This window comes from Sinomonas sp., from assembly GCF_051955515.1.
GTDB lineage: Bacteria > Actinomycetota > Actinomycetes > Actinomycetales > Micrococcaceae > Sinomonas.
The window spans coordinates 21,200-43,696 of sequence record NZ_JBQCGQ010000177.1 but is presented as its reverse complement, the minus strand read 5'-3'; the positions used below and the strand labels follow the sequence as shown (position 1 = coordinate 43,696).

At 70.2% G+C, this 22,497-nt stretch carries 17 protein-coding genes and 1 tRNA gene; 13 read left to right on the top strand and 5 right to left on the bottom strand.

The window, feature by feature from the left end; translation table 11 throughout:
- Nucleotides 1-139: 139 nt before the first annotated feature.
- Together ACTHL9_RS10070 and ACTHL9_RS10065 are read right to left on the bottom strand one after the other, a co-directional pair.
- Nucleotides 140-2,041: an AMP-dependent synthetase/ligase gene (locus ACTHL9_RS10070; RefSeq protein WP_440518796.1), complete on the bottom strand. Its 1,902-nt coding sequence runs from the start codon at nucleotides 2,039-2,041 to the stop codon at nucleotides 140-142.
- A gap of 10 nt (nucleotides 2,042-2,051) precedes the next feature.
- Entirely contained in the window at nucleotides 2,052-3,707 is a 1,656-nt protein-coding gene (locus ACTHL9_RS10065; RefSeq protein ID WP_440518795.1) for a dolichyl-phosphate-mannose--protein mannosyltransferase, read from the bottom strand.
- 32 nt (nucleotides 3,708-3,739) lie between these two features.
- Between ACTHL9_RS10065 and rsmI the strand changes: the two genes are divergently transcribed.
- Together rsmI and ACTHL9_RS10055 are read left to right on the top strand one after the other, a co-directional pair.
- Nucleotides 3,740-4,591 carry a 16S rRNA (cytidine(1402)-2'-O)-methyltransferase gene (gene rsmI / locus ACTHL9_RS10060; protein ID WP_440518794.1) on the top strand — a complete coding sequence of 284 codons (852 nt, stop codon included), beginning with the start codon at nucleotides 3,740-3,742 and terminating at the stop codon, nucleotides 4,589-4,591.
- Nucleotides 4,592-4,853: 262 nt separating this feature from the next.
- Entirely contained in the window at nucleotides 4,854-6,344 is a 1,491-nt protein-coding gene (locus tag ACTHL9_RS10055; protein ID WP_440518793.1) for an NAD-dependent succinate-semialdehyde dehydrogenase, read from the top strand.
- A gap of 106 nt (nucleotides 6,345-6,450) precedes the next feature.
- Here ACTHL9_RS10055 and ACTHL9_RS10050 read toward each other — a convergent pair whose 3' ends face one another.
- From ACTHL9_RS10050 to ACTHL9_RS10040, 3 genes are read right to left on the bottom strand one after another with little or no spacing between them, the layout of a single operon-like run.
- Entirely contained in the window at nucleotides 6,451-8,868 is a 2,418-nt protein-coding gene (locus ACTHL9_RS10050; protein ID WP_440518791.1) for a transglutaminase TgpA family protein, read from the bottom strand.
- Complete coding sequence (locus tag ACTHL9_RS10045; protein WP_440518789.1) at nucleotides 8,862-10,208, bottom strand: DUF58 domain-containing protein; 1,347 nt, start codon at nucleotides 10,206-10,208, stop codon at nucleotides 8,862-8,864. The genes ACTHL9_RS10050 and ACTHL9_RS10045 overlap by 7 nt, the downstream gene beginning before the upstream one ends.
- A gap of 6 nt (nucleotides 10,209-10,214) precedes the next feature.
- Entirely contained in the window at nucleotides 10,215-11,252 is a 1,038-nt protein-coding gene (locus tag ACTHL9_RS10040) for an AAA family ATPase (RefSeq protein ID WP_440518787.1), read from the bottom strand.
- A gap of 336 nt (nucleotides 11,253-11,588) precedes the next feature.
- On the opposite strand from ACTHL9_RS10040, the gene ACTHL9_RS10035 reads away from it, so the two are divergent.
- The 11 genes from ACTHL9_RS10035 (at nucleotide 11,589) to ACTHL9_RS09985 (ending at nucleotide 22,497) form a co-directional block, all read left to right on the top strand.
- Nucleotides 11,589-12,539, top strand: coding sequence for a TatD family hydrolase (locus tag ACTHL9_RS10035; RefSeq protein WP_440518786.1), 951 nt, complete (start codon nucleotides 11,589-11,591; stop codon nucleotides 12,537-12,539).
- Between the two features lie 197 nt (nucleotides 12,540-12,736).
- The gene (locus ACTHL9_RS10030) at nucleotides 12,737-13,885 is read left to right on the top strand and encodes a transglycosylase family protein (RefSeq protein ID WP_440518785.1); all 1,149 of its coding nucleotides are present in this window, start codon (nucleotides 12,737-12,739) and stop codon (nucleotides 13,883-13,885) included.
- A gap of 91 nt (nucleotides 13,886-13,976) precedes the next feature.
- On the top strand, nucleotides 13,977-14,834 hold the full coding sequence (gene rsmA / locus ACTHL9_RS10025) for a 16S rRNA (adenine(1518)-N(6)/adenine(1519)-N(6))-dimethyltransferase RsmA (RefSeq protein WP_440518784.1): 858 nt from the start codon (nucleotides 13,977-13,979) through the stop codon (nucleotides 14,832-14,834).
- 10 nt (nucleotides 14,835-14,844) lie between these two features.
- The gene (locus ACTHL9_RS10020; RefSeq protein WP_440518782.1) at nucleotides 14,845-15,804 is read left to right on the top strand and encodes a 4-(cytidine 5'-diphospho)-2-C-methyl-D-erythritol kinase; all 960 of its coding nucleotides are present in this window, start codon (nucleotides 14,845-14,847) and stop codon (nucleotides 15,802-15,804) included.
- Nucleotides 15,804-17,663, top strand: coding sequence for an ABC-F family ATP-binding cassette domain-containing protein (locus ACTHL9_RS10015; protein WP_440518780.1), 1,860 nt, complete (start codon nucleotides 15,804-15,806; stop codon nucleotides 17,661-17,663). Before ACTHL9_RS10020 ends, ACTHL9_RS10015 begins: the two co-directional genes overlap by 1 nt.
- A 96-nt stretch (nucleotides 17,664-17,759) precedes the next feature.
- On the top strand, nucleotides 17,760-18,011 hold the full coding sequence (locus tag ACTHL9_RS10010; RefSeq protein ID WP_440518778.1) for a hypothetical protein: 252 nt from the start codon (nucleotides 17,760-17,762) through the stop codon (nucleotides 18,009-18,011).
- A 10-nt stretch (nucleotides 18,012-18,021) separates the two neighbouring features.
- Complete coding sequence (locus ACTHL9_RS10005; protein ID WP_440518776.1) at nucleotides 18,022-18,675, top strand: DedA family protein; 654 nt, start codon at nucleotides 18,022-18,024, stop codon at nucleotides 18,673-18,675.
- A 115-nt stretch (nucleotides 18,676-18,790) separates the two neighbouring features.
- Nucleotides 18,791-18,862 (top strand) — tRNA-Gln (locus tag ACTHL9_RS10000).
- A 104-nt stretch (nucleotides 18,863-18,966) separates the two neighbouring features.
- On the top strand, nucleotides 18,967-20,568 hold the full coding sequence (gene glmU, locus ACTHL9_RS09995) for a bifunctional UDP-N-acetylglucosamine diphosphorylase/glucosamine-1-phosphate N-acetyltransferase GlmU (RefSeq protein ID WP_440518774.1): 1,602 nt from the start codon (nucleotides 18,967-18,969) through the stop codon (nucleotides 20,566-20,568).
- Complete coding sequence (locus tag ACTHL9_RS09990; protein WP_440518772.1) at nucleotides 20,569-21,549, top strand: ribose-phosphate diphosphokinase; 981 nt, start codon at nucleotides 20,569-20,571, stop codon at nucleotides 21,547-21,549.
- 366 nt (nucleotides 21,550-21,915) lie between these two features.
- On the top strand, nucleotides 21,916-22,497 hold the full coding sequence (locus tag ACTHL9_RS09985) for a 50S ribosomal protein L25/general stress protein Ctc (RefSeq protein WP_440518770.1): 582 nt from the start codon (nucleotides 21,916-21,918) through the stop codon (nucleotides 22,495-22,497).

Sequence of the window (22,497 nt, the reverse complement as noted above, 5' to 3'; positions counted from 1 at the left end):
CCCCGCGGCCCCCCCCCCCGCCCCCCCGGCGCGGCCGCCGGCGCCGCCGCCGCGGCCCCCCCCGCCCCCCCCCCCCCCCCCCCCCCCCCCGCGACTGGGGGGAATCGCGCGACTGGGGGGAATCGCGCAACCGTGGGACTCAGGAGTAGAGGGACTCGATCGCGTCACCGCACGCCGCGAGGACGACGTCGCGGCGCAGCTTGAGCGACGGCGTGAGCTGCCCGGAGGCGACCGTCGGATCGAGGTCGACGACGACGAACTTGCGGATGCTCTCCGCCCGCGAGACCGAGGCGTTGGCGGCGTCCACCGCTTGCTGGATCACGGCGAGGACCTCCGGATCGGAACCCGCGGCCGCGACCGCGAGCGCACGTCCCCGTTCACCGCACCACGTCGCGAGGCCCTCGGGATCGAGGATCACGAGCGCGCCGACGAAGGGCCGCCCGTCGCCGACGACGATCGCATGGGCCACAAGCGGGCTTTCCCGCACCCGCTCCTCGAGGGGCTCGGGCGCGACGTTCTTGCCGCCAGCCGTGACGAGGACGTCCTTCTTGCGACCCGTGATGGTGAGGAAGCCGTCGTCGTCGAGGGTCCCGAGGTCCCCGGTCGGGAAGAAGCCGTCCGCGTCGAGGGTCGGTTCGCCGTCGGACGCCTCCCCGGTGTACCCGGCGAAGACTCCGACGCCGCGGACGAGGATCTCGCCGTCGTCGGCAATCCGGATCGACGTGCCCGGAACCGGGCGCCCCACGGTGCCAACGCGCACGGCGTCCGCGGTGTTGACCGTGCAGGGGCCCGTGGTCTCGGTCAGGCCGTAGCCTTCGATCAGGCGAACCCCGATGCCGCGGAAGAAGTGCGCCAGCTGGGGGCTCAGGGGTCCACCGCCGCAGACTGTCGTGGTGAGCGCACCGCCGAAGATGGCCCGGATCCGGCCGAACACGAGGCGGTCGAAGACGGCGTGCTTGAGTCGAAGGCCGCGTGTGGGGCCTTCGCCGCGGCCGGCGGCTGCGTCGTCGAGCGCCGCGGAGTAGTCCCGCGCGACTGTCGCGGCGCGGACAAACAGCCCCGAGCGGCCCGAGGCAAGGGCTTGCTCATAGGCGCCCGAATAGACCTTCTCGAAGATGCGCGGAACACCGAGGAGGAACGTGGGTCTGAAGCTGCGCAAGGTGCTCAGGAGCTCCGATGGGGAGCTGTAGGCGACCGTCACGCCGGCGGCGAGGCACACGACCTGGACGGCGTGGGCGAGCACGTGGGCCAGGGGCAGGAAGATCACGGTGCGCGGATCCGGGGCCCCGAGTGGATCGGGGAGATGGGGGATGAGGTTGTCCGCGAGGGCGAGGAAGTTGCCGTGCGTGATGAGGCAGCCCTTCGGCCGGCCAGTGGTGCCGGAAGTGTAGACGACGGTGGCCGGGGAGTCGCGTCGGGCGGCCGAGCGATGGCGCTCGAGCTCGGCATCGCTCACGCCTTGCCCCGGCCCGGCGAGACTGCTGAGCGTTGATCCCTCGCCCTCGACCACGAGCGACGTTACGGCGATGAGCCGCTCTGCGAGCTCGGGGGAGCCGTCGATCACGCGTACTGCGGTTGCCTCGAGCTCGGGCGCAACGAAGACTCTGCTCGCCCCGGAATCCCTGAGGATCCACTCGATCTGGCTCGGCGAGTCCGTCTCGTAGATCGGGACGGTCACGCCTCCGGCGTACCAGATGGCGAAGTCCGCGAGCGACCACGCATAGGTGCTGGACGAGAGGATCGCCACGCGGTCGCCGAGCCCGAGACCGCCCGCGATGAGTCCCCGGGCGAGCCAGCGCACCTGCTCGAGGAACCCGTCCGCCGTCACCGACTCCCAGGACGCACCGACGCGCCGGGCGTAGACCGCGCGCTCCGGGGTCGCCGCGGCCCGCTCGAGCAGGAGGGACGTCACGTTCGCTTCGTCGGGGCGGGAGGGGGCTAGGGGCTGAGCCTGTGCCTCCCGGCTCGTGCCGGTTTCCACTGCGTGGTGCCTCCCGTCGTCCTGGGTGCTGCTCTCGGGGATCCCGCTCCGTTCGCTCATTCTGCCTGCCTTACACCCAGCTCGGCATCCACATGTGGAGCCTCCAGTCGAGATAGGTGATGTTCTCCGCCGTCCAGATGGGCATGAAGTACGCCGAGACGCCCACCACGAGCACGAGGTAGATCCCCACGCCGAGCAGCCCCGCCTGCCGCCGCCACGGGGGATTTTCGGGCCGGCCGAGGATGTGCCCGAGCACGTACACGAGGACCAGCACGAAGAATGGCTCGAACGAGACCTCGTAGAACGCGAACATCGTCCGGTCTGGGTACAGGAACCACGGCAGGTATCCCGCCGCGATCCCGGCCAGCGGAGCGCCGACTCGCCAGTCGCGCCGGCCGGCCCAGACGAGGACCGCGACAGCGAGGGCAATCGTGCCTGACCACCAGATCAGCGGGTTGCCGACCGAGAGGATGGCCGAGCTGCAGCGGTCCCCGCCGCAGCCGCCCGCCGGTTCCACGTAGTAGAACGATGTGGGCCGGCCCTGTACCAGCCAGCTCCACGGGCTCGCGGCGTACGGGTGGCTCGCCGTGAGGCCCGTATGGAAGGCGTAGGCCTCGAGGTGATAGTGCGCAAGCGACCGCAGCGAGGCAGGTACCCACGACCAGGCCGGATCGGGGTTGGCCTCCGCCCAATGCCGGAAATACGCGTCCGACGAGAGGAACCAGCCCGTCCACGTCGAGAGGTACACGGCGCCGCCGATCACCACGATGCTCGCGAAAGCAAGCGGGGCATCACGGACGACGGCGGCCCTCAGCCAGGAGCGGATGCCCGCCGTGCGCCGGGCGCTGGCGTCCCACAGCACAGTGAGCAGGCCGAACGCGGCGACGAACGCTAGTCCCGACCACTTGACGCCGACGGCGAGGCCAAGACAGACACCGGCCGCGACGCGCCACCAGCGGATGCCAAGCCAAGGGCCGGAGGCGAGCACCGCCGTCGACAGCCGCCCGTCGGGACCGGCGAGCCTGCCCAGCCTGGCCGCGAGGCGCCGTCGTCCGTCCTCCCGGTCCTTGAGGAGAGCGCAGAAGGCGGCCAGAAGCCAGAAGGAGAGGAAGATGTCCAGGATGCCGATGCGGGACATCGTGATGTGGTGGCCGTCGACGGCGAGCAGCAGCCCCGCGATGCCGGCGAGGACCGCCGAGCGGAACAGCTTGTAGGCCGCCCACGCCGTCAGCGCCACGGAGAGCGTGCCGATCAGGGCCGAGGAGAAGCGCCAGCCGAACGAGTTCTCCGGGCCGAAGAGCCACATGCCGAAAGCGATCATCCACTTCCCGACCGGCGGATGCACCACGTACTCGGGGGAGGACTCGAGGCCGCTGAAGTTCCCCAGGAGGAACTGGGGATTGGCGTTGTCGCCCCAAGTCCGCTCATAGCCGGACTGGAGATACGAGTAGGCGTCCTTGACGTAGTACGTCTCGTCGAAGATCAGGGCATGCGGCCGGCCCAAATCGGTGAAACGGAGGATCCCTGCGATGAGCGCGGTGCCCAGGGGGATGGCCCAGTAGAGGATCCGCTGGAGGCGCGGCCAGTCGCGCCAGGGATCGAGAGGGCCAAGGAGTCGCTCCCGCAGCTCCGACGCCACGCGCGAGCGCGGGGGCGGGGCGATGACCCACCGGCGGCGGGTGTTCCAGCCGAGCTGCGGCTCGCGGGTGTCGGTGGCGGCGCTCATCCCGGCCCATGCTACCGGCGTAGTCTGGGCGGGTGCGTGAATCAGAGCCGGGCGCGGGGCGTGTGGTCCTCGCGGCGACCCCCATCGGCAACCTCGGCGATGCGAGCCGCCGGCTCATCGAGCTCCTCGAAGAGGCGGACGTCATTGCTGCCGAGGACACCCGTCGGCTCCATCGCTTGGTCCAGGGCCTCGGCGTCCATCCCAGCGGGCGGGTTCTGAGCTATCACGAGCACAACGAGGCCGCGAAGACGCCGGAGCTCGTCGACGAGGTGCGGTCGGGGCGGACCGTGCTGCTCGTGACCGATGCCGGCATGCCCAGCGTTTCGGACCCCGGGTATCGGCTCGTCGAGGCTGCCGTTGCCCAGGGGTTCGCGGTCACTGCCGTGCCGGGGCCCTCCGCGGTTCTCACGGCCCTGGCCCTTTCGGGCCTGCCGACCGACCGATTCTGCTTCGAGGGGTTCCTGCCGCGGAAGGCGGGGGAGCGGGCAGCCCGTCTGGCCGAGCTCGCGTCCGAACGCCGGACGCTGGTGTTCTTCGAGGCGCCTCATCGCCTGCCCGCCATGCTCCGCGCCGTCGCCGACTCGTTCGGGGCGGAGCGCCCGCTCGCAGTGTGCCGCGAACTCACGAAGACCTACGAGGAGGTCCTTCGGGGCACTGCGGGGGAACTCGCCGACTGGGCGGAGGGGAACGAGGTGCGTGGTGAGATCGCCGTGGTGATCGGGGGCGCGCCCGAGGCGCCGCCGGTCAGTGCGGAAGATCTCGTGGCCGCGGTCAACGGGCTCGTGTCCGAGGGGGCGCGGCTGAAGGACGCGGTGGCCGCCGTCGCCGCCGACGCGGGTGCGAGCCGTCGTGAACTCTATGCGGCGGTGCTCGCCGCCCGCTGAGCCGCCCGGTGAGCCGCCCGGTGCGGCCCTCCGGTTGCGTCGGCCCCGCCCGTTGTGCCGTCACGTCCGCAGGGTTCCGACCCTGCGGACATGACGGCGCAACGAAAAGCCCGGAATCCCGCGATTCTCCCTTGTGCGTTCGTACAAGAGAGGGACTTTGTTGTGGTGCAGTCATGCGTAGACTTCCAGGGTCGCTGGCGCCTAACGTGGAACGCGAACCCAGGGACCCGACGCTGAGTCCCGCACGGCGAAAGGAGCCGAGATGTCTGACACCCTTGTTACCTCCGAACGCGAGGCCGAGCTGCTCGCCAAAGTTCCGACCGGGCTGCTCATCAACGGTGAGTGGCGGGACGCCACGGGCGGGAAGACGTTCGCCGTCGAGGATCCCGCCACCGGCAAGACGCTCCTCGAGATCGCCGATGCGACGAGCGAGGACGCCGTGGCCGCCCTCGACGCGGCCGACGCCGTCCAGGCCTCGTGGGCACGGACCGCACCGCGCGAGCGCGCCGAGATCCTCCGCCGCGCCTTCGAGCTGGTGACCGAGCGCGCCGAAGACTTCGCGCTCCTCATGACGCTCGAGATGGGCAAGCCCCTCGCGGAGTCCCGCGGAGAGGTCACCTACGGCGCCGAGTTCCTCCGCTGGTTCTCCGAGGAGGCCGTGCGCGACTACGGCCGCTACCTCACCACGCCTGAGGGCAAGAACAAGATCCTCGTGCAGCGCAAGCCGGTCGGCCCCTGCCTGCTCATCACCCCCTGGAACTTCCCGCTCGCGATGGCGACCCGCAAGATCGCGCCGGCGGTCGCCGCAGGCTGCACGATGGTCGTCAAGCCGGCGAAGTTCACGCCGCTGACCACGCAGCTCTTCGCTTCGGTCATGCAGGAGGCCGGGCTCCCGGCCGGCGTGCTGAACATCGTCTCGTCGTCGTCCGCCTCCGGCATCTCGGGCCCGCTCCTGAAGGACTCCCGCCTGCGGAAGGTCTCCTTCACGGGGTCGACGCCGGTTGGTCGCCGTCTCATTGCGGACGCCGCCCAGAACGTCCTGCGCACCTCGATGGAGCTCGGCGGGAACGCTCCGTTCATCGTGTGCGAGGACGCCGATCTGGACAAGGCCGTCGAGGGCGCCATGGCCGCCAAGATGCGCAACATGGGCGAGGCTTGCACGGCCGCGAACCGCTTCCTCGTGCAGGAATCGGTGGCGGACGAGTTCACGCGCAAGTTCTCCGAGGCCATGGCCGCGCTCAAGCCGGGCCGCGGCACCGAGGCTGACTCGAAGGTCGGCCCGCTCATCGACGGCGGTGCCCGCAAGGACGTCCACGCGCTCGTGACCGAGGCGGTCCAGTCAGGTGCCCGCGTGGCCACCGGCGGCGCTCCCATCGAGGGCGACGGCTACTTCTACGCTCCCACCGTCCTCGCCGACGTGCCCAACGACGCCGAGATCCTCAAGAACGAGATCTTCGGCCCGGTCGCCCCTGTGACAACGTTCAAGACCGAGGAAGACGCCATCCGCCTCGCGAACGCGACCGAGTACGGCCTCGCCTCGTACCTCTACACCCGCGACTACGCCCGCATGTTCCGCGTGGCGGAGCAGATCGAGTACGGCATGGTCGGCTTCAACGCCGGGGTGATCTCGAACGCGGCTGCGCCGTTCGGCGGCGTCAAGCAGTCCGGCCTCGGCCGCGAGGGCGGAGCCGAGGGCATCGCGGAGTACACGACCACGCAGTACATCGGCATCGCGGACCCGTACGCGGGCTAGTACAGCTAGCCCGCCTATCTGAGCCGCCCCCGCTTGCCCCGGCACGTCCGCTGGGTGCTCGCCCCCACGCACCCTGTAAAGGTGACGGCGCAACGGGGGCGGGGGCTCACCTCCGCCCGGTGAACACCCTGCGGAGCTGACGGCGCAACCAGGGGAGGGCGCGCTTCACCGCACGTGGGGCGCGCCCTTTCGCGCTCTTCCGTCGGGCAAAGGCCGACGGCGGCAGCGCGGCGATGCGGGCCCGCGTCACCCGGGAGCTTCTGGCCCTCCCGGCGAGGGAGACGGTGGCCACAGCGGATCTCGCGGCGTCGTCGTCGGGATGATAGCCGGGTCTGCCGTATTCGTATCGCTCGTAGGTGCGGGCAAGAGTGGTCAACGCCTGCCGCACGGTGCCGCCGTCGTCGGCCTCCCACAAGGCGAGCCGGTCCGCATAGGTGCGCGGGGTGTCGGCGGGATCGGGAGGGATCCCGTGGTCGCGTCCGAGCGCTTCGAGCTCTTCCCACGCCCCTTCGATGCCGCGGGCAAGGCGCCGCCTGCGTTGGCCTGCGCGGATGGCAGCCGGGAGGAGGAGCAGGATCGCCACCACGAGGATGCCCACCGTGAAGCCCACGGCGGCAGGTTCGGAGGATGCAGACCGGGCCGCGGCAGTCGCCGAAGGGCTTGGCGTCGGCGCCGCAGCGCTGGCGGTGGCTCCGGGGGAGGCGCGGAGTCCGTCGTTGATGTTGTCGAGGTTCGTGCTCGTGCCAGCGGGCGAATCGGTCTGGGCGTAGGCGGGAACGGCGCCGCGGGACGGCGTGGGCTCGAACGGGACCCAGCCGAGCCCCTCGAAGTAGAGCTCAGGCCAGGCGTGGGCGTCGCGCGCGTCCACCTGATACTCCGGCAGGGACCCGATGCCCGCTACCGCCACCGTGCCGCCCGTCGGATGTCCGGGCGCGAAGCCGACCGCGATCCGGCTCGGAATGCCCACGAGCCTGGCCATGACCGCCATCGCCGCCGAGAAGTGGATGCAGTAGCCCGACTTCTTCTCGAGGAACTTCTCGAGGACGTCCATGCCGGTTCCGTCGTAGCCCTGCTGGACGGGCGCCTGCTCGGAGTACGTGAACGTGCGCAGGTAGGCCTGGATGGCGAGGGCCTTGGCGTAGGAGCCTGTGGCGTCCTTCGTGATGGTCTCTGCCGTGTTCCGCACGAGGGCAGGCACGTTGCCGGGCACCGAAGAGGTCTCCCGGCCGATGCCTCTCGGCGCAGAGCGCGCCGCGCTCAGCTCGTTGGCGGACAGGCTCGGCGCCACGGAGCGGACCACGTAGTTCTGGCCCAGGCTGGCGCCCGGCTCGCCCTTGATGCTGAGGTTGATCGGGTCCCAGCCGAGGCGACCCTGGACTCCCGTGACCGAGATCGGCGCGTACGGGACGGGGAGATAGGGGCTCGTGAAGTTGCCGGTCGCGATGACGGTTGTCGTGGTGATGAGCGGCGCCGTCTGGGCCGTGCCGGGCGCTATGGAGTCGAGGTTGTACTGCCGTTGATCGTCGCGGTTGTCGGGGCCCCACGTGCTGCCATCGAACGAGTCCACGGTCTCGGTCTGAAGGTAGACGGGCTGGGTCGAGTCCGTGGCGTAGCGGATGATCCCGACCCCATTGCCGGTCCGCAGGTCGCTTCCCAGGCTGATGAACGGGTTGAGCCCCACGTTCTGGCCGAAGTACTTGAGCCTCGAGCCCTCGGGGAAGGAGCCGCTGTCGAAGCCGGGGATGAGGGCCGGAACCACGAGCGAGGACGCCACGACGGCACCGATGATCGCCGCGACGCGCGCGGGCGAGACCGCAGCGCCGTCGGACCTCGTGGCCCGTCGCGACGCCGCCTCGGCGCGGGCCAGAGCGAGCGCGCCGAGATAGGCCCCGCCGGCGATGGCGAAGCCCCAGCCGCCGGGGCCCGCCGGTTTCAAGAGGGCCGGGACGGCCAGCACGGACAGTGGCGCGACTCCGGCCACGGCAGGCATCCGGCAGGAGACGCCGATCGCTTCGCCGACTATTGCCGTGAGGCCCAGCCCGCCCGCGATGAGCGCGACGATCCCCACGTTCGGCGACGCCGGGACAGCCTCGAAGGAGATGGTGTTCCACGCCTCGCTCAGGGCGTCGCTCAGGGCGTCGAGGGTCTTGACCGTCGGGATCACGCCAAGCAGCGTGGTGTCGCGGGCGAACAGGGTGGAGAGCGAGAGCACCCAGACGAGGACTCCTACGAGCGACGGCACCACATGCGGTGCGCGGAGGAGGCGGGCGACGGCGACAGCCCCCGACGTCGCAAACACCACCACCGCGATCGGGTACATCCACGCCCAGCCGCGGAGCACGCCGTCGTACGAGAGCGCGGCACCCACGATGGACGCGCCAAGGCAGAGGCCGACGGCGGCTGGCCGCCAGGCGATTCCCCGCCGCCACCGCGCGAGGCGCTCGCCGGGCCGCTCGGGCGGGCGAACCGGCCGCTCGGGTTCGCCGGGCGGGGGAGCGGAGGGTGCGGGCGCCGTCGTCACCATGCGGCCACCTCCTCGGTGAGGGCCAGCCAGGCGGCGTCCACGCGGGTGCGGGGAGTGGCTTCCACCGCGAGCCATCCCGCGGAGCGCAGCGCCTGCACCGCCGCGCGGCAAGTGCCGGCGCGCTCCGTGACGACGACGGCCAGGGCGCGTTCCGTGGTGGCGGCCGCGGGCGCGAGCACTCGTGCATCGTCGGCGCTCGTGCGGCCCAGGATCGCGACGATGGGGCCGCGCTGGCCGTGAGCCTCGATGCGGTCCAGCAGGAGGTCCCCGAACCCCTCGGTGGCGTGCGCCTGCCCGTGGTTGACCGCCTCGGGAGCCCTTGGAAGGATCGCTGCCAGGCCCTCGGCTACTGCGGCGAGGCCTGGCCTGCCGGCGTAGTCCGGCGCATCGGGCTCTGTGGCGGAAGAGGAGTGGGAGAGCGCGAGGCTCCCGTCGACGTCGAGGAGCCGCAGCGTGTAGTCGAGGTCGGAGAGGTGCGCCGCCACGGAGACGGCCGCCCTGATGGCCCATTCGAACTCGTCCGAGGCCGGAGCCCATTCCCCGGCCGGGACCGCATGGCCTGTGGAGGCAGCGAAGGCATCCTTGCGCAGGTCCAGGATGATGGTCGCCTCGGGCGACGTGGCCGATTCCTCCTGCCGCACCATGAGCTCCCCATGGCGAGCGGTCGCAGCCCAATGGACTCGGCGCATGGGATCGCCGTGCCGGTATTCGCGCGTCATCACGTCGTCTTCCGACGGATTGGCCTGCATCCGCGTGGCGATGACCCCCTCGATGCCGCGGAGCCCCGAGAGCACGGAGGCGGCAAGGGGAACGGGGGCTGGGGTCACCACGAGCTGGGTGCCCGCGTCGATGCGGGTGCGCTGCTCGGCGACGCCGAAGACGTCGGTCGAGCGGGCTTCGACGGGACCGAGCGTGTAGAGGCCGCGTCGCGGGCACAGGAGCTGGTAGCGGTACCGGCTGGCGCCGTCGGCCCCGACCGTTCGCCCCGGATAGCCGAATTCGGGTCCCGTTCCGAGCGCCGTGGGAAGGAGTTCCGCCATGGACATGCGCCCCACGAGCACGCCCGAGTGCCGAACCGTGAGGTGGATCTCGGCGCGCTGTCCGGCCTCCACGACGGGCGGACTCGAAGCCCGGTCGACCTTCAGTCCTGGACGGAAGAGCCGGTTCGAGATCCACGCGGCGGCCGGAACGAGCAGGAGGAAGACTGCGAGGTGAAGGAGGTCCCGCCTGCCCATGGCCTGGGCCGCGAGCAGGACCGCCGCACCCGTCCCGACGAAGCCCCATCCGGCCGCGGTGAGCTTGCCCTGCCAAGGCGATCCGCGCCAGCGTGGGAGGGCCATGGTGACTCAGCCTTGCCGGCGGAGGCGGGACGCGCCGTCGGACGGCAGCGGCACCGAGGCGACCAGCGCTTCCACCACGCCGGCTGCGGTGAGTCCCGCCCCGGCCGCCCGACGGTCCAGGATGAGCCGGTGCGTGAGGACCGCGGGCGCCATCGCGGCGACATCGTCCGGGAGGACGAAGTCCCGACCGTCGAGCGCGGCACGGGCCTTGGCAGCCCGGAGCAGTTGGAGGATGGCGCGGGGGCTCGCGCCGAGGCGCAGGCGATCGCTCGTCCTCGTCGCCTTGCCGAGGGCCACCGTGTACTCCTTCACGGGGTCGGAGACGTACACGTCCTTCACCGTCTCGACCATGGCGGCGACCTCGGACGCCTCCGCGACGGGCTGGACGGAGAGGAGGGGCGATTCGGACTGGTGGCTCTCGAGCATCTCGATCTCGGCGGCCTCGTCTGGGTACCCCATGGAGATCCGGGCCATGAACCGGTCGCGCTGGGCCTCCGGCAGGGGATACGTGCCCTCCATCTCGATCGGATTCTGCGTCGCGATCACCATGAACGGCTCGCTCAGCCCGTACGAGGTCCCGTCCACCGTGACCTGGTGCTCCTCCATGCATTCGAGCAGGGCCGATTGCGTCTTCGCCGAGGCCCGGTTGATCTCGTCGCCGATGACGATGTTGGCGAAGACCGCACCCGGCCGGAACTCGAACTGGCGGGTGGCCTGGTTGTAGATCGACACTCCCGTGACGTCGCTCGGCAGGAGGTCCGGCGTGAACTGGATCCTGCTCACGGAACAGTCGATCGTCCGCGCGAGGGTCTTCGCGAGCATCGTCTTCCCCACGCCCGGGACATCCTCGACGAGGAGGTGGCCCTGTGCCAGGAGGACGGTGAGTGCCACGCGCGAGGCCTCGGCCTTGCCGTCGATCACCTGATCCACAGACGCGAGGATCCGCTCGCACGTCTCGCTGAAGCGCGGCGCGGCCATGGGGGCAGGTGGAGGGCCGGCGCTCAGCTGGCTGAGTGCGGTCCCGGCGGCGTGATGCACATCCATGCGTCCCCCTCGACCCGGCGGAGGCGTGACCGGGAGGAGACGTCCGTCACACCTGTGTGGAGTCCACGTTACCCGCAACAGGCCGCTTCGACTCAGCGTCATTCTGTGCCTCCGCTGTGAGGCTGGGGAGGGTCTCGCGTCCACGAGACTCTCGGCCCGAGACGGTCGCAGTCACCTCTTCGCGCAGAAGTTCCCGGCAGCGTGACTTGTGCGCGAGAAGGTGACTTCGGCTCGCCGAGATGGTGACTTGTCCGCGACAACGTGACGTGTCCGCGACAACGCGACGTGGGCGGCCCCAGCGGCGAAGGGCCGGCGACGCGAATTACAGTGGAGGGCATGTGTGCCTCGCTTCCCCCCGCTCCGTACCGCTGGAACGATGCCGAGGGAACCGACTCGGGCCCACGCGGAGCCGCCGGCGAAGTCCGGGCAGCCCACGACGAATCGGGCCGCAAGCGCCGCCTCGAATACCCGCCAGCCCCCGAGCCCCTGCCCGTGCCGGTGATGGACAATCACACCCATTTGAACTTCCGCGATGGGCTCGTCGAGGTGGGTGTCCGCGAAGCCCTGGATGCCGCCGAGGCCGTGGGCGTGCACCGGGCGGTGCAGGTGGGGTGCGATGTGCCGTCGTCGCGCTTCACCGTCGAGGCGCTCGAGATCGACGAGCGACTCCTCGGCGCGGTCGCCCTCCATCCGAACGACGCCCCTCGCTATGCCGCCCGCGGCGAGTTCGAGTCGGCCCTGGCGGAGATCGAACAGCTCGCCGCCCACCCGCGCGTCCGTGCGATCGGGGAGACCGGCCTCGACTACTACCGCACCCATGGCGAGGCGCTCGAGATCCAGCGCGAATCCTTCCGGCGCCACATCGACATCGCGAAGCGGCTGGGCCTCACCCTGCAGATCCACGATCGGGAGGCGCACGACGACGTGGTCCGCATCCTCGGCGAGGAAGGCGCACCCGAGCGCGTGGTCTTCCACTGTTTCTCCGGGGACGAGGACTTGGCGCGCATCTGCAACGAGCACGGCTGGTTCCTCTCGTTCGCGGGCACCCTCACCTTCAAGAACGCCGAGAATCTGCGCCGCGCGCTGGCGGTCGCCGAGCCCTCCCGGGTGCTGGTCGAGACTGACTCGCCGTTCTTGACCCCGCACCCTTACCGGGGCCGCCCGAACGCGAGCTACATGGTCCCGTACACGGTCAGGAGCATGGCCCACGTGCTGGACGCCGACCTCGCCGAGCTCTGCTCGCGCATCTCCGAGAACACCCTCGAGGCCTACGGCAGTTGGGAGTGAGCTCCTTTCTGGCGTGACCGGAACGTAATCTTGGCTTGCCCTTTGATAACGCTTCGATTACGGTGGGGCTCAATAGCCGGGGTCGGGGAAGGCCCGCGGACGCGAAAGCCCTTGCGTGCCACGCGCGCTGGGCCGGGCCCACCCCTTGTGCCCCGTCCTGCTCCTCCCGTGCCCGGTCCTGCGAGGTAAGGGCCCTTGTGAGCAGATACTCCGCTGAAAGCGCCACGGCGAAGCCGTTCAGAATCGCCGGTCAGGTCGCCGTCGTCGGCGCGCTCGTGCTCGGCACGACCGCCTTCGTGGCCAACACCAAGACCGTCACGGTCAGCATCGACGGCAAGTCCAGCACGGTCCAGACCTTCGCCGGAACCGTCGAGCAGGTGGTCCGGGGCGCCAATGTGGAGATCAAGCCCAGCGATCTCGTCCAGCCGGCCCTTTCTCAGGGCATCCAGAATGGCTCGGTCATCACCGTGAGCCGCTCCAAGGAAGTGACCGTCAAGCTCGATGGCGCCCAGCGCACGGTCGAAACCACGGTTCCCACGGTCGACGACCTCGTGCGCCAGCTCGGCGTGGCCTCGAACAGCGTGGTCTCCCTCGCGGGTTCGACGCAGCTTTCGCCCGAGGGCAGCGTGGTGGCGATCACCACGCCCAAGGACGTCACCATCCTCGTCGACGGCCAGGCCGTGGCACGGACGACGGCGGCCGCCACCGTGGGCGAGCTGCTCACCGAGCTTGGGCTCACCCTCACGGACAACGACCACGTGTCGCTGCCCTCCAACACACCCATCGTGAGCGGCACGGTCCTCAAGGTCACGCGCGTGGACGCCGGCAAGGCCGATACCGTCACGGAGCCCATCCCGTTCAGCGTCGAGAAGACCGACAGCCCTGACCTCACGGTCGGCGACACCAAGATCGTCCAGCAGGGCGTCGCCGGATCGCTCGTCAAGAACTACCAGGTCCTCACCGTCGACGGACACGAGGCCGGCCGCACCCTCGTCGCCCAGAACGTGACGGTGCAGCCCGTGGTCCAGAAGATCCTCGTGGGCACCAAGCCGAAGCCCGCACCCACCGCGGCGCCCACCAGCACGGATGCCCCGGCCATGATGAACGAGGCCATGTGGGACAAGATCGCCCAGTGCGAGTCGGGCGGCAACTGGTCCATCAACTCCGGCAACGGCTACTACGGCGGCCTCCAGTTCGACATCTCTTCCTGGATGGCCAACGGAGGCGGCCAGTACGCGCCGAATGCCTCCCTCGCCACGAAGGCCCAGCAGATCGCCGTCGCGAACACCTATTACGCGAAGGCCGGCCTGTCCCCGTGGGGCTGCGCCTGGGCCGCCAAGAGCTGACACCCCTCTCGCTTGCGCCGTCACGTGCGCAGGGTCCACACCCTGCGGACGTGACGGCGCAACGGGTTAAGGCCCCCGATAGGATGCTCTGGTGACTGAACCCGCGCACCTGCTCGGGGCGGCCGACATCCGGGCGCTCGCCGACGAGCTCGGCATCCGCCCCACCAAGACCCTTGGCCAGAACTTCGTGATCGACGGCAACACGATCCGCCGCATCGTGGCGGCGGCCAAGCTCGATCCGGACGAGACGGTGCTCGAGGTGGGCCCGGGCCTGGGGTCCCTCACGCTTGGGCTGCTCGACGCCGCGCGCCACGTGGTCGCCGTCGAGATCGACCCGAAGCTCGCCAAGCGGCTGCCGGAGACGGTCGCGAAATGGCGGCCGGGCGCCGTCGACCGCTTCGACCTGATCCTCGCCGACGCCCTCAAGGTCACGGACCTCCCGCAGGAGCCCAGCGCGATTGTCGCGAACCTGCCCTACAACGTCGCGGTGCCGGTGGTCCTGCACCTGCTCGAGTATTTTCCGAGCCTGCGCCACGGGCTCGTGATGGTGCAGGACGAGGTCGCGGACCGCCTCGCCGCCGAGCCCGGATCCAAGATCTACGGGATCCCGAGCGTCAAGGCGGCGTGGTACGGGACCATGCGCAAGGCCGGCGTGATCGGCACCAACGTCTTCTGGCCGGCCCCCCGCATCCACTCCGGCCTGGTCGCCTTCGAGCGCGCCGAGCATCCGCGGACGACGGCGGCACGCACCGAGGTCTTCGCTGTCATCGATGCTGCCTTCGCCCAGCGCCGCAAGACGCTGCGGGCCGCGCTCGCGGGCTGGGCCGGGGGAGCGCCGGCGGCCGAACGCGCCCTCGTCGCGGCCGGAGTGGACCCGAGCGCGCGCGGCGAAACCCTCGGCATCGAGGAATTCGCCAGGATCGCCGAGCAGCGCGAGGCCCTGGGATAGCGTGGGGGCCATGCGTTCAGCGGGCGGCACGGGCCGGAGATCGGTACGGGCGAAGGCCCCTGGCAAAGTCAATGTCTCGCTCCAGGTGGGGCCGGTCCGGCCCGACGGCTACCACAGCGTGGCGAGCGTGTATCTCGCGGTCTCGCTCTTCGAGGAGGTCACGGCAACCGTCCGCGATGAGCCAGGCATCACGGTGAGCGTGAGCCCGGAGAGCACACTGGACGTCGACGAGCTCGAGATCCCGCTCGACGAGCGGAACCTCGCGGTGCGGGCTGCGGCCCTCATGGCCGAGGTCTCGGAACACCCCACAGGGGTGCACCTCGAGATCACCAAACGCGTGCCGGTGGCGGGCGGCATGGGCGGCGGGTCCGCGGACGCTGCCGCCACGCTCGTCGCATGCGACGCGCTCTGGGGCGCCGGCCTCTCCCGTGAAGAGCTCGCCCACCTCGCGGCCGAGCTCGGCGCGGACGTGCCGTTCGCGCTCCTCGGAGGGGCCGCCGTCGGCCTCGGAGTGGGAGACCAGCTCTCGCCCGCCCTCGCGACCGCCCGGCTCGATTGGGTCCTCGTGCCCGCGGACTTCGGGCTCAGCACCCCGGCGGTGTTCCGGGAACTCGACCGCCTCCGCTCGGAGGAGGGCGTCGACGCGGAGGAACCGACCGACGTTGAGCCCGGAATCCTCGCTGCCGTTCGGGCAGGGGATCCACGCGCCCTGAGCCACCTCCTGCTCAACGACCTGCAGCGGCCAGCCGTCTCGCTCGCACCCGGCCTCCGGAACACCCTCGGGTGGGGCGACTCGCACGGCGCCCTGGCCTCCCTCGTCTCGGGATCCGGTCCGACCGTGGCACTGCTCGCGGAGGATGCGGAGGCCGCAGCGCTCCTCGCCGACGCCCTCGCGCGCCGCGGCACCCCCGCGATCCCGGTGCACGGACCGGTTCCGGGCGCGCGCATCGTGAGCGATACCCTGCTGTAGTGGCACACCTTCTCGGGGGCGAGAACCTCCGCATTTCCTTCGGCACGCGCACTGTCCTCGATGGCGTGACGGTGGGGCTCAACGAGGGGGACCGGATCGGGATCGTCGGCCGCAACGGCGACGGGAAGTCCACGCTCATGAGGCTCCTCGCGCAGCGGGGCGAGCCGGATGCCGGCCGCGTGACCAAGCGCCGGGACGTCAACGTGGGCTACCTCGACCAGGGCGACGTGCTCGATGGCGATCTCGACGTAGGGCGGGCGATCGTGGGCGACCGGGCCGACTATGAGTGGGCGGCCAATCCGCGGATCCGCGAGATCATGGCCGGACTCGTCGAAGACGTCGACTGGCACGCTCAGGTCGGTTCGCTCTCAGGCGGCCAGAAGCGCCGCGTGGCCCTCGCGAAGCTCCTCATCGAGCCGCACGACGTGATCATGCTGGACGAACCCACGAACCACCTCGACGTCGAGGGCGTCGCGTGGCTCGCGCACCATCTCAAGAGCCGGTGGCGGGCGAACGAGGGCGCGTTCGTGGTGGTGACCCACGACCGCTGGTTCCTCGACGAGGTCTGCACCGGCACGTGGGAGGTGCACGACGGCATCGTCGATCCTTTCGAGGGCGGCTACGCCGCGTACGTCCTCGCTCGCGCCGAGCGGGACCGCATGGCCGCGGTGGTCGAGGGCAAGCGGCAGAACCTCATGAAGAAGGAGCTCGCCTGGCTCCGGCGCGGCGCCCCGGCGCGCACTTCTAAGCCGAAGTTCCGCATCGACGCCGCCAACGCGCTCATCGCGGACGTCCCGGAGCCACGCGATTCGCTGGCGCTCGCCAAGATGGCGACCGCGCGGCTCGGCAAGGACGTGGTCGATCTGGAGGGCGTCACCCTCGCGTACCACGACCGAGCAGGCGACGGCGCGAAACCCCTCTTCGACAACGTCACCCTGCGTCTCGCTCCGGGGGAGCGGGTGGGGCTCGTGGGCGTCAACGGCGCGGGAAAGTCCACCCTCCTGCGGCTCCTCTCGGGGGACATCCAGCCGACCTCCGGGCGGGTCAAGCGCGGCAAGACCGTGGTGACCGCGGTCCTGAGCCAGGACGTGCGCGAGCTCGACGACGTGGCGGACCTCCGCGTGATCGAGGTCATCCAGCGCGAGCGCCAGACCTTCACCGTGGGGGCCAAGGAGCTCACCGCGGGCCAGCTCGTCGAACAGCTCGGGTTCACGAACCAGAAGCAGTGGACGCGGGTGTCCGAGCTCTCGGGCGGCGAGCGGAGGCGGCTCCAGCTCCTGCGGCTGCTCGTGGGCGAGCCGAACGTTCTCATGCTGGACGAGCCCACGAACGACCTCGACACGGACACGCTCGCGGCCGTGGAAGACGTCCTCGACGGGTGGCCCGGCACGCTCGTCGTGGTGAGCCACGACCGGTACCTCCTAGAGCGCGTCACCGACCACCAGCTCGCGCTTCTGGGCGACGGCACCGTGCGCGCCCTCCCGGGAGGCGTGGAGCAGTACCTCAAGCTGCGCGAGGAGGCCCTTGCTGCAGCAGTCCCCGCTGGGGATTCAGCGGGCGACGGCGGCCCGGCGGCTCAGGCGGCGACCCAAGCAGCGAACCAGACAGCGACCCAGTCCAAGGCCCTAGGCTCGGGAGCGAGCGAGGCCGAGAAGCGCCAGGCCCGGAAGGAGCTCGGCCGCGTTGAGCGCCAGCTCGGGAAGATCGCCGACCAGGAGGCCAAGCTCCACGAGCAGATGGCGGAGGCGGCCGAGGACTACCCGCGACTCGCAGGGCTCAACGAACAGCTCCAGGCGCTGCTCAATGAGAAGGAGGAGCTCGAACTCGCGTGGCTCGAGGCCTCGGAGGTCCTCGAGTAGCCCACGCAGTTCACTTCCGCGCCACCTTGCCGTCGTCCGCCGCCGATACCGTGGTCTCGCTTGGCACAGGGGACAGACGGGCGTGAGGGGTAGGGCATGGGGAAGCGCACGGACGATTTCGCACGGGTGGCCCGGGGTGACTGGGTCGTGGTGGACGGTCTCGACGGGTTATACGTAGCCGGAACGGTCGATGACGTGGCGCCCGACGGGTCGGTCTTCTGGGTCCGGGAGGAGGGCGGCCACGGCCGCCGCATGATCCATGTCACCGACCGCGCCGAGGTGCGACGGCGGGATGGCGCCTCCGATTCGAGCGTGGACTCTCTGGAACCCTCCAGACTCCCTCTGTAGCATCGGCCCAATGGCTTCCTTCGTCGATGCGATCCTGGGCATGCCGCCCCTTCTGGCCTACGCTCTGGTGTTCGCGTTGGTCTTCGCGGAGGACGCGATCTTCGTGGGGTTCGTGATCCCCGGCGAGACCGCTGCCGTGCTTGGCGGTGTCATCGCGAGCCAAGGGAAGGCGGACATCTGGCTCATGGCGCCGCTCGTGGTGCTCGCAGCCGTCGTGGGGGACACGGTGGGCTACGAGATCGGCAAGCACCTCGGGCCACGGCTGCTCGGCTTCAGGGTCTTCGACCGGCACCGCAAGAAGCTCGAGGACGCCCAGGCCTTCCTCCGGAAGCGCGGCGGATGGGCCGTGTTCCTTGGGCGGTTCGTCGCCTTCTTCCGTGCCATGATGCCGGCCCTCGCCGGCGCCTCGCAGATGCGCTATCCCCGCTTCGTGGCCTTCAACGCCCTCGGCGGCGTCACGTGGGGAGTGGGCTTCACCCTGCTCGGATTCGTTGCGGGCGCCTCCTATGACGCCGTCGCGAAGGCCGCGGGGCGGGACATCGCCGCGATCGTCGGGGTGATCGCCGTGATCGCGTTCATCGTGTGGCGCGTGCGCAGGGGGCGCGCCGAGCGCCGCAACGAGCGAGACTACCGTCGGCCCCACGAGGGGCAAGCAGACGCGTGAACTCCGAAACTGAGGCTGGCGCCCGCTGGGTCACGTGACCATCCTAGGCATGGCAGAATAAACGACTGTGCCGTTTGCGCCGCCGGGAGTTCTCCCGACGTGCAGCGCGGCACGGTCCGCCCTGGTGTAATGGCAGCACGCCGGCCTTTGGAGCCGTGCAGTCTAGGTTCGAATCCTAGGGGCGGAACGGGGGGACCGGCGAGCCGTGGATAGAATGGCCGGGGCAAGCGCAGGCCCCTGCGTGTTCGGTGGGGCCGGCCCGAATCGCGACGATCAGGAGAACCAGCGACAGTGAATGCGGAGAACCCCGGACAGCGTCCCGCAACCGACCGCCCGGAGTCCCCGCAGCCGGGTCTTGGTCCTGTTCCGTACGGAAGCGCGCGCCAGCCGACCGCCGTCGTCGTCCTCGCCGCTGGTGCGGGCACGCGCATGAAGTCCCGCACCCCGAAGATCCTGCACGAACTGGGCGGCCGGTCTATGGTCGCGCACGCCCTCGCCGCGGCGAGGGGCATCGATCCGCGGGATCTTGCCGTCGTCGTCCGTCACGAGCGCGACCGCGTGGCCGAGCACATCGCCGCCGTGGACCCCGAGGCGCTCATCGTGGACCAGGACGACATCCCGGGCACCGGGCGCGCGGTCGAGGTGGCCCTCGACGCGCTGGCGGCGCGGCAGCCGGAGGGGCGGCCGCTCGAGGGGACGATCGTGGTCACGTACGGCGACGTTCCGCTCCTGAGCGCCGAGCTGCTCCGCGAACTCGTGACGCTGCACGAGGCCGATGAGAATACCGTGACCGTCCTGACTGCCGTGCTCGACGACGCCACGGGCTACGGGCGGATCCTGCGGGACGCCGACGGCGGCGTGGCCGCGATCCGCGAGCACAAGGACGCGAGTGAGGACGAGCGCACCGTGCTCGAGGTCAACTCGGGCATCTACGCGTTCGACGGGCGCGTCCTCGCCGAGGCGCTGCGCCGCGTCACCACGGAGAACGCGCAAGGGGAGAAGTACCTGACCGATGTGCTCGCCATCGTCCGCGAGGCTGGCGGCCGTGTCGCTGCACTGGTGACCGAGGACCGGTGGCAGGTCGAGGGCGCGAACGATCGCATCCAGCTCCAGGCCCTCGCGGCCGAGCACAACCGGCGGATCCTCGAGGATTGGATGAGGTCCGGCGTGACGATCGTGGACCCCGCGACCACGTGGATCGACGGGACCGTGCGGCTCGCCGAAGACGTCACCATCAAGCCGAACACCCAGCTCCATGGCATCACCGTGGTGGAGCGCGACGCCGTCATCGGCCCCGACACGACCCTCACCGACGTCGTGGTGGGCGAGGGGGCCACGGTGCGGCGCACGGAAGGGACGAAGTCCGAGATCGGTCCTGGCGCGACCGTGGGGCCCTTCACGTATCTGCGCGCTGGCACGGTCCTCGGCGCCGACGGCAAGATCGGTGCCTTCTACGAGACCAAGAATGTCCAGATCGGCCGCGGGGCCAAGCTCTCTCACCTCGGCTACGCCGGGGACGCAGAGATCGGCGAGGGCACGAACATCGGCTGCGGCAACATCACGGCCAACTACGACGGGGTCAACAAGCACCGGACTGTCATCGGCGCCCACGTGCGCACGTCGTCGAACACTGTCTTCGTTGCCCCGGTGACGGTGGGCGACGGGGCCTACACCGGCGCCGGCGCTGTGGTCCGCAAGGACGTTCCCGCCGGGGCGCTTGCGCTCAGCGTCGCACCCCAGCGCAATGCCGAAGGCTGGACGGAGGCGAAACGGCCGGGATCGCCGTCGGCCATCGCCGCCGCTGCCGCCCGCGAAGCCGACCCGGTGGTGCCCCTCGCGGCGACGAAGACTTCTCCCTCCGACACCACGCACCCAACAGAAGAAGGCAAGTAGATGACCGAGATCACGGCCAACGGCGAGAAGCGCCTCGTCGTCGCGTCAGGCCGGGCCCATCCCGAACTCGCGCAGGAGATCGCCAAAGAGCTCGGCACCGAGCTGCTTCCGACGTCGGCGTACGACTTCGCGAACGGCGAGACCTACGTTCGGTTCGAGGACAGCGTCCGCGGCGCCGACGCATTCGTGATCCAAGCCCACCCGGCTCCGATCAACGAGTGGATCATGGAGCAGCTCATCATGATCGACTCGCTCAAGCGCGCCAGCGCGAAGCGGATCACGGTCGTCTCGCCGTTCTACCCGTACGCACGGCAGGACAAGAAGCACCGCGGCCGCGAGCCCATCTCGGCCCGTCTCATCGCGGACCTCTACAAGACGGCAGGTGCCCACCGCCTGATGAGCGTCGACCTGCACACGGCGCAGATCCAGGGCTTCTTCGATGGGCCCGTGGATCATCTCATGGCCATCCCGCTCCTCGCCGACTACGTCCGTACCCGCGTGGACCTCAACAAGGTCACCGTCGTCTCGCCGGACACCGGCCGTGTCCGCGTGGCCGAGCAGTGGGCGGAGCGCCTCGGCGGTTCGCCGCTCGCGTTCGTCCACAAGTCGCGCGACGTCAATGTGCCGAATCAGGCCGTGTCGAAGCAGGTTGTGGGCCAGATCGAAGGCCGCGACTGCGTGCTCATCGATGACATGATCGACACGGGCGGCACGATCTCCGGCGCGGTCCAGGTGCTCAAGAACGCGGGGGCGCGCTCGGTGATCATCGCCGCGACTCACGCCGTGTTCTCCGACCCGGCATCGCGCCGTCTCGCCGAGAGCGGCGCGCGCGAGGTCGTGGTGACGAACACGCTGCCGATCCCGTCCGAGAAGCGCTTCGAGCAGCTCACCGTCCTCTCGATTGCGCCGCTCATTGCCCGCGCGATCCACGAGGTCTTCGACGACGGCTCCGTCACGAGCCTTTTCGACGGCCGCAGCTAGTCCACACTGCACGTCCCTGTTGCCGGATTCCCCAACTTTTTTGCCGGCTTACCCAGTTTCCGCGGCCGACCGAATTGACCGACGGCGCTTGCCCCTGGCATTGGAGGCGCGCTGCCGCGGAGTGCGCTCTAAAGCTGGGGGAGTCGGCGGGGATGTTGGGGAAGTCAGCGGAGGAGAAGTCGGCGAAGTCGTGTTCCCCGGTCTGTTAGGATGGACGGCGAACCTTGGCGAGGGACCAGCGCGCATGTGCCCGGTCCGTGATCGACTGGGTCTGGACTCCTTTCGGTGCCCCTCTTCCTGACGGGGCTCTGCCGTTCAGATGCCTGACGTCCCGCCAAGCCATCTGACCCACCGAAGGAGCATTCCATGAGCGACAAGCTCGCCGCCCAGAAGCGCACCGAGTTCGGCAAGGGCTACGCCCGCCGCGCCCGCGCCGCCGGCAAGATCCCCGCCGTCATCTACGGCCACGGCGCTGAGCCGCTTCACGTCAACCTCCCGGGCCGCGAGACCAACCTCGCCGTCCGCGTGGCCAACGCCCTCCTCACGATCGACGTCGAGGGCACCGAGCACCTTGCGCTCGTCAAGGACATCCAGCGCGATCCGGTCCGCCAGATCATCGAGCACATCGACCTCCTCACCGTGCAGCGCGGCGAGAAGGTCCAGGTGGACGTCCCCGTCCACGTGTCCGGCGAGGCTGCTCCCGGCACCGTGGTGACCCACGAGACCGTTGCCCTGACCGTCGAGGCTGAGGCCACGCACCTCCCGACCGCGCTCGAGGTCAGCATCGAGGGACGCGGCGTGGGCGAGCACGTGCACGCCTCGGACATCCAGCTCCCGCAGAACGTCTCCCTCCTGACCGAGCCCGAGACGATCATCGTCAACATCGCCGAAGCTCTCGCGACGGTTCCCGAGGAGTCTGCCGAGGGCGAAGAGGCTGCTGCCGAGTAG

Excerpts from the sequence above, each read along its gene's own strand:
- ACTHL9_RS09985 (WP_440518770.1), top strand. The coding sequence starts at position 21,916 with ATGAGCGACAAGCTCGCCGCCCAGAAGCGCACCGAGTTCGGCAAGGGC.
- ACTHL9_RS10045 (WP_440518789.1), bottom strand. The coding sequence starts at position 10,208 with ATGGCCCTCCCACGCTGGCGCGGATCGCCTTGGCAGGGCAAGCTCACC.
- ACTHL9_RS10055 (WP_440518793.1), top strand. The coding sequence starts at position 4,854 with ATGTCTGACACCCTTGTTACCTCCGAACGCGAGGCCGAGCTGCTCGCC.
- ACTHL9_RS10005 (WP_440518776.1), top strand. The coding sequence starts at position 18,022 with ATGGCTTCCTTCGTCGATGCGATCCTGGGCATGCCGCCCCTTCTGGCC.
- ACTHL9_RS10050 (WP_440518791.1), bottom strand. The coding sequence starts at position 8,868 with ATGGTGACGACGGCGCCCGCACCCTCCGCTCCCCCGCCCGGCGAACCC.
- ACTHL9_RS10065 (WP_440518795.1), bottom strand. The coding sequence starts at position 3,707 with ATGAGCGCCGCCACCGACACCCGCGAGCCGCAGCTCGGCTGGAACACC.
- ACTHL9_RS09990 (WP_440518772.1), top strand. The coding sequence starts at position 20,569 with ATGACCGAGATCACGGCCAACGGCGAGAAGCGCCTCGTCGTCGCGTCA.
- ACTHL9_RS10035 (WP_440518786.1), top strand. The coding sequence starts at position 11,589 with ATGTGTGCCTCGCTTCCCCCCGCTCCGTACCGCTGGAACGATGCCGAG.
- ACTHL9_RS10020 (WP_440518782.1), top strand. The coding sequence starts at position 14,845 with ATGCGTTCAGCGGGCGGCACGGGCCGGAGATCGGTACGGGCGAAGGCC.
- ACTHL9_RS10010 (WP_440518778.1), top strand. The coding sequence starts at position 17,760 with ATGGGGAAGCGCACGGACGATTTCGCACGGGTGGCCCGGGGTGACTGG.
- ACTHL9_RS10040 (WP_440518787.1), bottom strand. The coding sequence starts at position 11,252 with ATGGATGTGCATCACGCCGCCGGGACCGCACTCAGCCAGCTGAGCGCC.
- ACTHL9_RS10070 (WP_440518796.1), bottom strand. The coding sequence starts at position 2,041 with ATGAGCGAACGGAGCGGGATCCCCGAGAGCAGCACCCAGGACGACGGG.